This is a genomic window from Spirosoma lituiforme (genome assembly GCF_054776635.1).
Window position 1 is genome coordinate 296432 of the sequence record NZ_BAAHBO010000005.1, and the last position, 12139, is coordinate 308570.

Below are 12139 nucleotides of genomic sequence, written 5' to 3' on the forward strand. Positions count from 1 at the left end.
GCGAAGGGCACAGTGTCCTTCGCGATCTCACAAACTCACGTTAGCATCATGCAACCCAATATTGGCCTTGACAAAGACGTCCTCAAACAGGACAATGCCCTTTTAAACGATTTTTTGTCTGACCTGCACGTCCTGTACATCAAGACCCGCAAATACCACTGGAATGTTGCCGGTCCGAACTTCATGGAATATCATAAATTCTTTGAGTCGCAGTACAAGGCCATTGAAGCCGAAATCGACGAAGTAGCTGAACGCATCCGGCAGTTGGGCGGTACTCCGCTGGCGACCATGGCCGAATTCATTCACAATACGAGCCTTAAAGAAGATTCGGGGAAGCCGACAAGCACGAACGACATGTTCAAAAACCTGCTCTCCGACCACGAACAAATCGTTCGCGAGCTGCGCGAAGATGTAGATAAGTGCGATGAAGAATTAAAAGATGCAGGTACCGCTGATTTTCTGACGGGCCTTATGGAAGCCCATGAAGCCATGGCCTGGATGTTGCGTAAATATCTTTCCTAGTATTTCGGCAAGGCGGTAAAACGAAGTGCCACGGTTCCTGCATAATGCAAATGAACCGTGGCACTTCGTTTTACCGCCTTGCCGAAAGCCTTGTGATGAACAATAAATGGTGAATAGTTAGGTTTTTTTTCTACATTCATCATGTACAACTCATCCTCCTCACAAGTGCCTAAAGTACTTTCTCTCCGTTCCGGTCTTGGTAGTGTTTTATTCTGGTCGGTTATTTCAGCCGCCTTTATAGGACCGGGTTCTGTCACAGCCTGTGCCATAGCCGGTTCAACATATGGCCTTCAACTGCTTTGGGTTCTTACGTTTGCCACCCTTGGCACCGTTTGGTTGCAGGAAGCCGCGGCCCGAATTACCATCGCCACCGGCAATGACCTGGGGCAGATTATTGTCAAAACATACGCGGGTCCGCGCGGACGCCGAATAGCCTGGGCTTTGTTCCTGGCTATTTTTTTGGGCTGTGCCGCCTATCAGGCCGGTAACATACTCGGAGCTGTGTCCGGACTGGCCCTGTTAACAGGCTTTTCCATTCCTCTCCTGACTGTCGTTGTCGGACTGATTTGCATCGTACTTTTATGGGTTGGCTCCACACAGGGATTAGCCAATATGCTTGGTCTGGTTGTTTTTGCCATGGGTGGCGCCTTTTTGTACGTTGCCTTTGGCACACCGGTCACACCGGGGAATTTGGCCCGCGCACTGGTCACACCGGCGGTTCCATCGGGTTCGCTACTGCTGATCAACGGCCTCATTGGAACAACGATTGTCCCCTACAACCTTTTCTTCGGTTCAAGCATCGTTCCAACCAGCGATTCATCGACCGGTGAGTCTGGCGGGCAGTCATTAAGCGAAATGAAGCTTGGTATTTGGGTAGCCGTTGTTCTGGGTGGCATTATTTCGGTGGTACTACTGCTGGCCGGTCTGCTCATTCCCAACGACTTCTCGTACGCCCACATGGCGCAGGTCATGACCAACCGGATTGGTCCCTGGGCCGGATCACTGTTTGCCTTTGGTCTTTTTGCGGCTGGCTTTGCCTCATCGCTCACCGCCCCGCTGGCGGCTGCCGTAACGGCGCAGAGCTTACTGGGTATTCAGAAAAACTCACTTCCATACCGGGCCATCTGGCTCATTGTCATGACCACGGGACTGGCGTTTGGACTGCTGAACGTCACGCCGATTCCGGTCATCGTTGCCGTTCAGGCAATCAACGGTATACTCCTGCCGTTCATCACGGTATTCTTATTTCTGGCCGTCAATAATCGGACGCTGCTCGGCGACGGGTACTGCAACACGCTCTGGCAAAACATAGCCATGGGCATCGTTGTCCTCGTTACGGCCGTGTTCGGTCTCTGGAATATCTGGTTAGCCATCCAGGCAGCGTAGTATTGTTACGGCAGACTTATTTACCCGTTTTTTTTCTCAACCGACAATGCGTTGGTGCCTGGCCGCCATGGCTACATAGTAGTCCATACCGGGCGTTAGCAAACCCGGAATTTTGGCCTGCTCGTCCCAGGTTCGCATTTGCAGAATACCCTTAAAGTACGGATTCGCTTCAAAGTCAGCAGCTTCGTCTGGCGTCATAGGGCCACCCTGAAAGTCCAGCGTCTTTAAACTGGCTTCTGACAGACGGGCGAAGTACTTCGTATTTTTATAGACCAGGTAACGCTTGGCATTCACATGGTGTTCGATCAGTTGGGCCACTTTTTCCGAGAAACCAAGCTTACGAAGGTAATCGGCTCCCAGCCGTTCGTGATCAACGGTGCCATAGCCATCCATGTACCCATCGGCCATAGTGGGAGGCAGCAAATGCCCGATGTCGTGCAGGAAAGCGGCTATCACCGTTTCCTCGTCCGTACCGGCCTCTTCGGCCAGTAGTGCACATTGCAGCGCGTGCTCAAGCTGGGTAACGGGCTCGCCGAAATAGGCATCCTGACCTCCCTGGGCGAAAAGAGTAACAATCGTTTCCATGGCTATGTGTATTGCAGGTAGGTTCGTTCTACGCTGCCGTCGTCGTATAAATCAATAAGCGCGTAGCCCGCTTTCGTTTGCTGGTACGTATCGCTCTTCCACCAGTTTCCACTAACGGCTCCGTTGCACATGTACGTAACCCCATTGTACTCAACCCGGTCGAGGAGGTGCATATGACCACTGAGTGCCGTTTTTACGTTTGGGTACTGGTAGAACAATGTCAATAGTTCCGGCGTATTCGACAGGACCAGACCGGCCGAAATAGACCAGTTACCCTCCTTTATATTTTGCTGACTAAAAAAGGCGGTCGGACTAAAAATCGGAATATGCGACAGGACGAGCGTGGGTGTTTTCGTTCCGGTTTTAGCCAAGTCCTGTTTCAGCCACTCCAGCTGCTCCCCATCGATATAACCCGTATACCACTTGCCATCGGGTTTGATCTGCACACTGTCCAGAATGATGAAATGCCAGCCGTTTTTGTCAAAACTACGATACCGACCGCTGATTTTCATCTGATCGACGGCCCATTTTTTACCGTACATTGGGTCTGTTTTGGCCCCTTCGAATCCCCAGATGTCGTGGTTGCCAATACAGTATTCGATGGGTAATGAACTGTCCGCTTTTACAACGGTGTTCCAGGCCTCCCATTGTTTCCGTACATCGTCACGATCCCTGGCCAGTGCGTCCATGATCACATCGCCCCCGTGCAGGATAAATGCCGGTTTGTCAGCGTGATTTTGGGCGTGGTGAAAGCACTTGGCTATCGCTTCCATTGGCTTACTGTCGGGCGTGATATGCGTATCGCCGAGGTAAGCAAACCGAACCGATCGTTTGCGGGCAGCGGGTGCCGGAGCAAGCTGGTCACTGGAAGCGGGAACGAAAGGCAGCAGGCTCGCTGATTTGAGGATAGTTCTACGGTTCATTGTCGAAGCAGGATGTTCGTTAAACGTACTCTATTTATTGGTGTCGATGGGGGCACCAACCGGATGATCGCAGGTGAACGTGAAGCCCATCAACCGGGCCATTGTGGCCGCCAGCTGATTCTGGAACAGGACGGGTCCACCGGTCTGTTCGCCCGTTGCGCGAATGCCCGGCCCCATGGCAGCCAGCCAGATCTGGTACGAATCGGCGGTTTTGGTACCGTGATCTTTCCAGCGGGCTTTGGGTGTATGGCCCCGGCCATGATCTGTGGTAACCAGGATGGCAGTTTTTCCGGCGTACTGCGGCATCTGCTGAACCATCTTCCATAAATCGGCCAGGTAGTTGTCAATAGACTGCACCATGCGAAGATGATCGTGATACCGTCCGGCATGAGCCAGGTCGTCGGTTTCATCGAACGACAGAAACAAAACACGGGGCTGTTTCTGCTTCACGTACTGCCGGGCCGAAAAATACGTCAGAAAATCGGCCCGGACCCCATCGCCAAACTCGCGTGGGTAGAGGGTCGTCATATCGCTCAGCACGGTATCGGCAGCGGTCACCGGCTGGGTGGGTTCATTAGCCGAACTGGCCGGAATGCCGGTCTTCTTTTCATTGACGGCGGCTTCAATCACATCCCAGGAGGAGAACACGGCTACTTTTCCGGCTATTCCCGGCTGCTTGTTCAGGAACTCAAGTACTGTTACGTTCGGATTATCGATCTTATCATTCGATTTGATTCGGTCATCGGCGTAGCCGCTCAGAATTTCGTTGTAACCAGGGTAACTGAACCAGTGCGGATTCGATACATTCATCCGGCTTCCTTTCTGTCGATTCCCATAAAGCTGACCCTGCTGGCCGATGGTGTTCCAGAGAAAGGGCGTCAGTTTTTTCCGGCGTTCGACGGGGGTAGCCGCCCAGAACTGCTTCCGGGCGCTGGCGGTGTCGCGGCTATACATCGGATCGAATAGCAGCGTTGAGTCGGCCCCATTGAACACTTCCTGCCAGCGCACGCCGTCCAGCGTTACCAGAATGATGTTCTGAGCGGTCTGAGCCAACGCCGAACTGCTCAGGAACAGCGCAAACAGTAGGTAAAGTTGTCGCATAGTTTATCGAAAAAGGCCGATGGGCAAGGTGTCAAAACACCTGCCCATCGGCCGTGAAAATACTCAATTATTTCAGCAACCACATGGCGGCATTAATATCATCCGTTCCACCATACTGACTGGCTACAGCAGCCGTGTTGTTCGCCGTATTATACGACCGTTCGGTTGATGGGTACTGCCACCGCACCGGAATCCGCTGGCTGTTACCCGTTCCGGGTCCGGTTAAAAACGTGGGTACACCCGTCCGGCGCTGGTTATAAAACGCTTCCATACCCGACTGCTGGAAGAAGGCAAGGTACTTCTGCGTTAAGATCTGGTTCAGCCCGGTGGTGCTACCTGCATAGTTCACGGCAGTCTGCGCGTAATAATCAGCAAAGCTAACGTTCACCGTGTACGTGTTGAATACTTTATACCCTCCATCGGCCGAGAAGTAAACCGTATTAGCGCCGTCCGTCAGGCCATAAAAAGCCCAGGATGCCTGAATGCCTTTTTTGTAGTAATCTTCGGCCGTACCGCTGGCCCAGCCCCGGTTGATACCTTCGGCAATGGTAAACTGCAGTTCCGGATAGCCAAGGATGATGTACGGCTCGGCGGTATAGGTACTATAGTAATGCTTGCGGTTCTGGAACGAATACAGCCCCTGGTTGGCATTCGAAGACATCGTTGCCAGATCTTCGCCCGACGATGCCCCGACGAAAGCCGAAAAATCAGTTGGCTTGACTCCAGCGGCAACCTTCGCCGTAGCCGGTTCGGCCACCACAAATGTCCGGGGATCTTTGAGGCTTGTCAGGGTACCCAGGTACGTAGCCGCCATGTTCTCGCGGGTGGCGTTTCCGCCGAAGTTATCCGGATTGCGGTTGTACTTGTTGAATGACGTGTTGTAGATGTACTGCAGGTTATCATCCATCGACGTCATCACCGGGTATTTGGTTGGGTTGGCCAGCACCTCGGCAAACCGGGTTTTTACAGCCAAATCCGTATCTGATTCCTTCTTGCTCAAACTCACCAGCACCCGCAGTTTAAAGGTGTTGACCGTTTTTTGCCATTTCGTCAGACTGTTGCCCAGGTAAATATCGCCCGACAGGTTGTTGTCGCCTTTGGCAATCAGCGTGGTCAGGTCCGAGTTGGCATCGTCGAGCCATTTCAGCACCTGTATATATACCTCTTTCTGGGTGTTGTACTTCGGGGTGGGGTTGTCCAGCCCCTGCAAGGCATCGGTCAATGGAATATCGCCCACCCGCTTGGTCATGTTCTCGAAGAAGTACGCCCGGAAAAACTTACCCAGCGCCGAGTAAGCGTTTACATCCGGCAAACCCGCCTTCCTGGCTTCCTGCTCCATCTTCACCACGTTTTTCAGCGTTGTGTAATTAAGGCCTGTTGTTGTCCAGGCGTAGTCGTTGGTTGCGTAGTAATTGTAGTTACTGGCATAAAATTGACCCCAGCGCTGGGCTTCATTCCAGGCACCACCGCCCGCTACACTATACATATCGTTCAATACGCCGTTGAACACCAGTGAGGCTGGAGCGCTCGTTGGCCGGTTTGGGTCCTGCTCCAGTTCATCGAACGGCTTTTCGCAGCCCGAGAGCGTCAGGCCAAGGGCCATCAGCGAGACAATGAAGAGTTTATTGACTTTCATAAAGACTATTGTTGGGAATTCGCTGGAGAGAGAGATGCTCACGCCAGCGAACCGGATTAAAATGTCAGATTCAAATTGATACCGTACCGGCGGGTGGTCGGAGTTTGCAGCGACGAGCGGCCACCCGTTACAAATTGATCGAGATCGATGTCTTTGTACTGAGCGAAGTAGAGCAGATTCCGTCCGACAACCGATATACTGGCCTGTTTTACGCCAATGCGACCCAGCATGGCTGTCGGCAGGGTATAGCCAATGATCACTTCACGCAGTTTGGCAAAGCTCCGGTTCATCAGGTAGGATTCTGTAGCCCCGAAAACACGGGCTATGTAATCCTGCTCGTAGGTTTTCGTCACGTTAGGCGTGTACTTCAACTCACCGTAGTTCAGCACATTACCGTTCACATCGTAATTAATCGTGCCGCTGGCCAGGGCTACGCCATCGCCCAGATATGACTTGATACCCAGCACATCGTTAGGACGGGCGGCCCCAAAGGCACCCTGCACCGTTTCGATATGACGGCCACCCTGGAAGGTTTTCTGCCGAACGTAGTCGCCGATAACACCCCCGACGCGTCCATCGAACTGGAAGCTGAACGTAAGGTTTTTGTAGCTGAACCGGTTGTTAATCCCCCAGACAAACTTAGGATTCACGTAGCCCAGAAACTGAGATACCGGATTGATGATTGGACGACCACCCGCATCGTTGATCAACTGCCCGTCCTGAGTACGCACGAACGCACTGGAATAGAAGCCGTCCGTCCGGTCGCCGATATTGATGTAGCGGGCATCGCTGCTGTTACCCACAAAGTAGCTCGATGCCAGCGTATTGATTCCCCCATCCGGGTACACTTCTTTCAGCCGTTCGGTATAGGTCGAATAGTTAGCAACTACATCCCAGTTCAGGCCTTTTGCCGACCGGATCGCTTTGCCGGTTACCGAGATTTCGCCCCCTTTTTTCTGGGTCTGAATACCGTTGGCTAACCGACTAACATAGCCTGTTGCTTCTGATGAAGGTACGGGAAAAATGCGAGGGCCATCATTGCTGACATAATAGGCGGCATCGACGGCAATTCGGTTATCGAAGAAACGAACATCCAGGCCAACTTCACTCTGAGAGCTTGAGTTTGGCTTCAGATTCAGGTTATTCAGCGTATTGGTATAGTACGCTGACGGCTTGTTGTTATACGATAGCGGCAACGAATACACCGCTGAATTCTGATAGGTTGGTCCGCCATACGATGATGAATAGTTATCGCCATAACCAATTGGATTCGAGCCGTAATTCGGGAATGGATTAAACGCATTTTGAATCGTGGACTGAGTCAGTCCGTCTTTTACGTTGGCATACGAAGCCCGCAATTTCAGGAATGAAATACCCAGATTGGCCGGTAGTTTAACGTAATCTGAAATAACAGTACTCAAAGCCACAGACGGATAGAAGTAAGCGTTGTTTCCTTTCGGTAAAGTCGAGAGTTTATCCAGCCGACCCGTTGTGCTCAGGGTAACATAATCGCGGAAAGTAAAATCAGCCGAGTAGTATGCCGACAGTACGCGCATGTCTGACTGGAAGTTCGACGCAATTACCGGATTCGATGAATTGGCAAAGTTATATACGCCAGGCACGTTCAGATAGTTGGTGCTGGCGTAATCGGTATTATAGTTGAAAATCCGGGCTTCGCCACCGGCCAGTGCACCAATGGTTAAATCCTTCGTCACTTTGCGGTTATATTGGAGCAGCACCTGGTTGATGTTGTCGAACAAATTCCGGCGATCTTCTCGGTAATCGCCACGGGCTTCTTCACGGCCATAGGTCGTTGCCGAATAGGGGAACTTCTCCGTACGAAGCAGGCTATACGTCGTCAGCTGGGTTTTGGCCGTCAGTTGTAAGCCATCGGCCAGTTGGTAGCGTAAAGACGTGTACCCATACACGTTGTTGTTGTAGTGACCCCGCAACCAGTACTTTGCCAGAAACCAGGGGTTGTTGTACCGCTGGTATTCGGCATAAATCTGTTGCGTACCTTCTTTGCCCGGCTGCCAGATCTGCTTCATATCGTCGATGTTCCAGTCGGCACCACCCCAGGCAATCACGTTATAAATAAGCGAGTTAGGCCCGTAGTTTACGTCCGGAAAGTTCGGCGTGTACTGGCGGTTGTAGTTCAGACTGGCCTCGAAACGCAGTTTCGGCGAAAAGTTATACCCGCCCGTCATATTGAAGTTGGTCACGTTCAGCTTGGTGTTCGGCACCAGACCCCGCTGGAAGTTATGGGACAGCGAAAAACGCATGTCGTATTTCTCACCCGACGCGGCCACGGCAACGTTGTTGTTCGACAGGATACCCGTTTGAATAAACCGGCTCAGGTTGTCTTTCCCACGCGGCAGGAAGGGCGTCGGCTGGCGGTTGCTGGTGAAGCTGGCCCCATTCGGAAATTTCGTGGTGAAACTCTGCCCCGATACAACCGGGCTGTCATACTGCGGAATCAGTTGGCCGTTGAGCGCGGGGCCCCAGATGTCGTAGTCACCATCGTTCAGGCCATTGCCTTTTCCGTCGCTGAACGCATACACGCCGTGATCGCCGGGGCCATATTCGTCCTGTACTTTAGGAATGGCGAGAAAACCCTGATCGGCCATCTGACTCGTATTCACCTCAACAGAGAACCCACGTTTGTCTTTCGTCCCGCGTTTGGTGGTGATCAGGATTGCGCCATTTTTACCCCGGAAGCCATACAACGCAGAAGCCGATGCTCCTTTCAAGACGGTGTATGTCTCAATATCGTCGGCGCTGATGTTCCAGGTATCCGACGTGATGGGAATACCATCGACAACGAACAGTACATCCTGATTACCCCGCAGCGTGACCGACGGACGACCCAGCAATTCGGCCGACGCCCCAATGGTCAGACCAGCGACTTTACCCGTCAGGGAGTTGATCGGGTTTGGTTCACGGGCTTTCAGCAGTTGCGACCCATCGACGGTCTGAATGGCGACACCCGTTTGCCGAACGTCTTTCTTGATACCGAGCGCCGTGACGACTACTTCGTTGAGCGCCTTTTCACTACCCCGCATCGACACATCAATCGTGGTCCGGTTGCCTACGGTAATATCCTGCGTTTCGTAGCCAATAAACGAAAACGTCAGCGTACCCGCAGATGGCGCATTAATCGAATACGTCCCATCGGCCCGGCTGGTTGTACCCGTATTGGTGCCTTTAACAATGATTGACACGCCCGGCAGCGGTTGGTTATCATCACCAGAAAGTACACGCCCGCTAATGCCCTGGGCAAAAGCCGACAGGCCGGACAACAGGCAAAATAAAAACGTCATGGACAGTCGGCCATGATCACGAGTAGTGGTCGGCCGATGCCATGACGTTGAAGTTGGTATACGAAGCTTCATACGTTTGACAGGTTAGTGTTGCTCAAGTAATTTTCCGCAAAAGTATCATTGTCTTATTGGCTCATTATTAAGTACTTATTATCTGTTTATAAACAAAAAAGGCAAGATATTTATCTTGCCTTAACACCGGAATGATAACTATTTCTTATTAAAGAATTCAATCATAACACATAGCTATGCATGTATAAATTTTACAGAATGATGGTGATCAAACGATGGTGCGAACGTCTACGTTTGTACACATTATTAGTAGGCCTCTGGCCGTAACTATACACAGTCATTCGGCTGGAGGCCGGGTAATAGTAGGTACGAACGTAGACGTTCGCACCATCGTTCGTCCTCATTACGGAAGCCATTGCCGTATGCTTTCTTCGGCATATCCGGCGCCGGAGCTCATGCCTTTTCCACCGATACCCGTTACGATGCGAATGCTGTCCGTTACATTATGTTCGAAGATTTCGTCCTTCGTCTGGCTGTAAAAACCAGCCCATGTTTTTTTGATCGTTAACGGGAAGGTAACAATGCGCCGGGCTTCGTTTAGCATCAACTCATTGATGTAATCCTGGGTATGATAACCGAGATCTTCAGCCTGGGTGGCCGCTGCGTACTCGTGCGAATCGCCAACGATGATAGACCCATCGATGGCTTGCTTGAACAGAATATGAATCCCCCACTGTTTCAGTTCGGTGAGGTGCGCCGGCGTGTTTGCGCTAATGCTGGCGTAGGACGGACATTCTTGAAACGCTTCGTAGCGCCGTATCGTCAACCCCGTCAGCACGTTGCCGGGTAAATACAGGCCCGCCACCGGTTCGGCCAGTAGCATCTGAAGTTTGCTGACCACTAAGCCCGCTTGCGCCAGCACGTCAGGGAACAGCAGCCGGACCTCATGACCCCCGCAAATCAGTACCCGCTCCGCCTGAAACTGCTGCCGATTACTCAGCGTTACCGTGGCTCCGCTGGCCTTCGGCTGCACGTCAATCACAACGGAACCAGGGCGATAGTCGACGCCGTATTTCTGCTGAACGAAAGCAAGCAGCCGATGAATCATCTGCTCTGGCTCGACGCTCATTTCCTGCGGAAAGAAAATTCCGCCTACGGCATAATCAGACTTTAGCGCTGGGTAATTGGCCAGGCATTGGGCTTTCGTCAGCAACTCGCTTGGGTAGCTAACCTGCTGGTATCGATCGTGTAGCTCATTCGCCAGCGTCAGCTCATCGGCATCGGATGCGATGTATACGGTACCATTGGGCCGCACCGTCAGGTCAGTTTCCTGTTGTAGCTCCCGGTAAATTTCCATACTCCGGCGACCGTACTCGAACCACCGGCCCGCTAGTCCGGATGGCACGACCTGCCCAAAGTTTCGGACGGTAGCCCCAACCGGGTAGCTATCTTTTTCGAGCAACAGAACGCGCTTCCCGGACTTAGCCGCGTGATAAGCATGGAACGTACCGAGCGTTCCGGCACCAACTATAATCAGATCGTACGATGATGTCATTTTTGAAAGAGTATGGCAATAATGTCCTCATGACCGTCAGGACAAACCCAAACCATGAAAATAGCTCAAACGGGGTTTTGAGAAACCTCGCTGGCCAGGTTTGAGCATCCGACTTCACTGGATCTTACGCAAGGGACAGGTTATGCTTTTCCAGCAGGGCGGGTAACTCTCGCAGAGAACCCAGAAGCAAATCGTGGGGCTGGCTTTCCAGCTGTTCCCGCGAGTGTGTCCCGTTTGTGAGGCCCAAGTTCAAGGCCACGCCCGCAGCACGCCCCGATAGTAAATCGGAAGGGGTATCGCCGATATTGACCACCGCTTTGGGGTTTGTCACACCCGTTACCTGCATGGCTCGTTCGATCATTTCTGGATAAGGACGACCATGGGCTACTTCGTCGCTGGCAATGGATGTCTGTAACAGGCTGGTAGCCGTACCTACCCGTTGCGCGTCGAGCCCATCGAGCCAGCCGAGTTTCTCCAGAATAATGTCGGTCACGACCCGGTAGAAGCCCGTTGTCAGAGCAATAGCGATACCGCGTTCATGCAGATACGCAAACGTTTCCAGGCAACCCTCGGTGGGGGTTGCGCCCTGTGTACGGTAATGGTTTTCCAGTATGTGCCGGAACGCATCATAAGAATGATCGACCTTCGATTGAATTTCGGGACTGTCATCACCCAGTTGCTCTTTCCAGAGCGTCTCAAAAACGAAGCGTTTGGACAGGCCCTGCATGGCCAGAATCCGCTCATCGCTAACAGACAAACCCGTTTCCACAGCCGCTTCGGCAAAACAGCGCTCTACTTCGTGGTGATCGGTGACGGTAGTCCCGGCCATATCGAAAACAACTAACTCAATTGGCTGCATAGCGTATAGAATCAAAGGAAAAGTAGACAAATCAACAGAATCTTTCGGTACGACCAACGTCTCCTGGATTAAGAAAAAGTAAAATTGACGCAAATGGGTTTTTCCAATGCGCATCTCCTGCGGGGAGCCACCAGATATAATTAAAAAAAGATTTCATCTCAACACTAGTTTTCGGCGTTAGTTTCCCGCTTCGCCTGATCGACATGGCCGCGTATTTGAATTAAACGTTTTTAAGACGCT

Annotated in this window: 9 protein-coding genes; 2 read left to right on the plus strand and 7 right to left on the minus strand. The window is 52.1% G+C overall.

Features of this window, described 5'->3' with window-relative positions; all coding sequences use genetic code 11:
* Nucleotides 1–48: 48 nt before the first annotated feature.
* Complete coding sequence (locus ACYU87_RS18745; RefSeq protein WP_461135612.1) at nucleotides 49–522, plus strand: Dps family protein; 474 nt, start codon at nucleotides 49–51, stop codon at nucleotides 520–522.
* A 141-nt stretch (nucleotides 523–663) separates the two neighbouring features.
* Nucleotides 664–1908 (plus strand): NRAMP family divalent metal transporter, encoded by a 1245-nt coding sequence (locus ACYU87_RS18750; RefSeq protein WP_461135613.1) that lies wholly within the window; start codon nucleotides 664–666, stop codon nucleotides 1906–1908.
* Between the two features lie 36 nt (nucleotides 1909–1944).
* Here ACYU87_RS18750 and ACYU87_RS18755 read toward each other — a convergent pair whose 3' ends face one another.
* The 7 genes from ACYU87_RS18755 to ACYU87_RS18785 all read right to left on the minus strand — a co-directional run bounded on the left by ACYU87_RS18755 (nucleotide 1945) and on the right by ACYU87_RS18785 (nucleotide 11899).
* Nucleotides 1945–2493, minus strand: coding sequence for an HD domain-containing protein (locus tag ACYU87_RS18755; protein ID WP_461135614.1), 549 nt, complete (start codon nucleotides 2491–2493; stop codon nucleotides 1945–1947).
* A 2-nt stretch (nucleotides 2494–2495) separates the two neighbouring features.
* Nucleotides 2496–3416, minus strand: a complete 921-nt coding sequence (locus tag ACYU87_RS18760) for a metallophosphoesterase family protein (RefSeq protein WP_461135615.1) — start codon at nucleotides 3414–3416, stop codon at nucleotides 2496–2498.
* Between the two features lie 30 nt (nucleotides 3417–3446).
* Complete coding sequence (locus ACYU87_RS18765) at nucleotides 3447–4517, minus strand: alkaline phosphatase family protein (protein WP_461135616.1); 1071 nt, start codon at nucleotides 4515–4517, stop codon at nucleotides 3447–3449.
* A gap of 67 nt (nucleotides 4518–4584) precedes the next feature.
* A complete protein-coding gene (locus ACYU87_RS18770) occupies nucleotides 4585–6153 on the minus strand; it encodes a SusD/RagB family nutrient-binding outer membrane lipoprotein (protein WP_461135617.1) in 1569 nt (522 codons plus the stop codon).
* A gap of 56 nt (nucleotides 6154–6209) precedes the next feature.
* On the minus strand, nucleotides 6210–9473 hold the full coding sequence (locus ACYU87_RS18775) for a SusC/RagA family TonB-linked outer membrane protein (protein ID WP_461135735.1): 3264 nt from the start codon (nucleotides 9471–9473) through the stop codon (nucleotides 6210–6212).
* A gap of 415 nt (nucleotides 9474–9888) precedes the next feature.
* Complete coding sequence (locus ACYU87_RS18780; protein WP_461135618.1) at nucleotides 9889–11040, minus strand: TIGR03364 family FAD-dependent oxidoreductase; 1152 nt, start codon at nucleotides 11038–11040, stop codon at nucleotides 9889–9891.
* A gap of 124 nt (nucleotides 11041–11164) precedes the next feature.
* Nucleotides 11165–11899, minus strand: coding sequence for an HAD family hydrolase (locus tag ACYU87_RS18785; protein WP_461135619.1), 735 nt, complete (start codon nucleotides 11897–11899; stop codon nucleotides 11165–11167).
* Nucleotides 11900–12139: the final 240 nt, after the last annotated feature.

What these genes read in the sequence shown, in the direction of transcription:
- ACYU87_RS18745 (WP_461135612.1), top strand. Translation starts at nt 49, where the DNA reads ATGCAACCCAATATTGGCCTTGACAAAGACGTCCTCAAACAGGACAAT.
- ACYU87_RS18750 (WP_461135613.1), top strand. Translation starts at nt 664, where the DNA reads ATGTACAACTCATCCTCCTCACAAGTGCCTAAAGTACTTTCTCTCCGT.
- ACYU87_RS18755 (WP_461135614.1), bottom strand. Translation starts at nt 2,493, where the DNA reads ATGGAAACGATTGTTACTCTTTTCGCCCAGGGAGGTCAGGATGCCTAT.
- ACYU87_RS18760 (WP_461135615.1), bottom strand. Translation starts at nt 3,416, where the DNA reads ATGAACCGTAGAACTATCCTCAAATCAGCGAGCCTGCTGCCTTTCGTT.
- ACYU87_RS18765 (WP_461135616.1), bottom strand. Translation starts at nt 4,517, where the DNA reads ATGCGACAACTTTACCTACTGTTTGCGCTGTTCCTGAGCAGTTCGGCG.
- ACYU87_RS18770 (WP_461135617.1), bottom strand. Translation starts at nt 6,153, where the DNA reads ATGAAAGTCAATAAACTCTTCATTGTCTCGCTGATGGCCCTTGGCCTG.
- ACYU87_RS18775 (WP_461135735.1), bottom strand. Translation starts at nt 9,473, where the DNA reads ATGACGTTTTTATTTTGCCTGTTGTCCGGCCTGTCGGCTTTTGCCCAG.
- ACYU87_RS18780 (WP_461135618.1), bottom strand. Translation starts at nt 11,040, where the DNA reads ATGACATCATCGTACGATCTGATTATAGTTGGTGCCGGAACGCTCGGT.
- ACYU87_RS18785 (WP_461135619.1), bottom strand. Translation starts at nt 11,899, where the DNA reads ATGCAGCCAATTGAGTTAGTTGTTTTCGATATGGCCGGGACTACCGTC.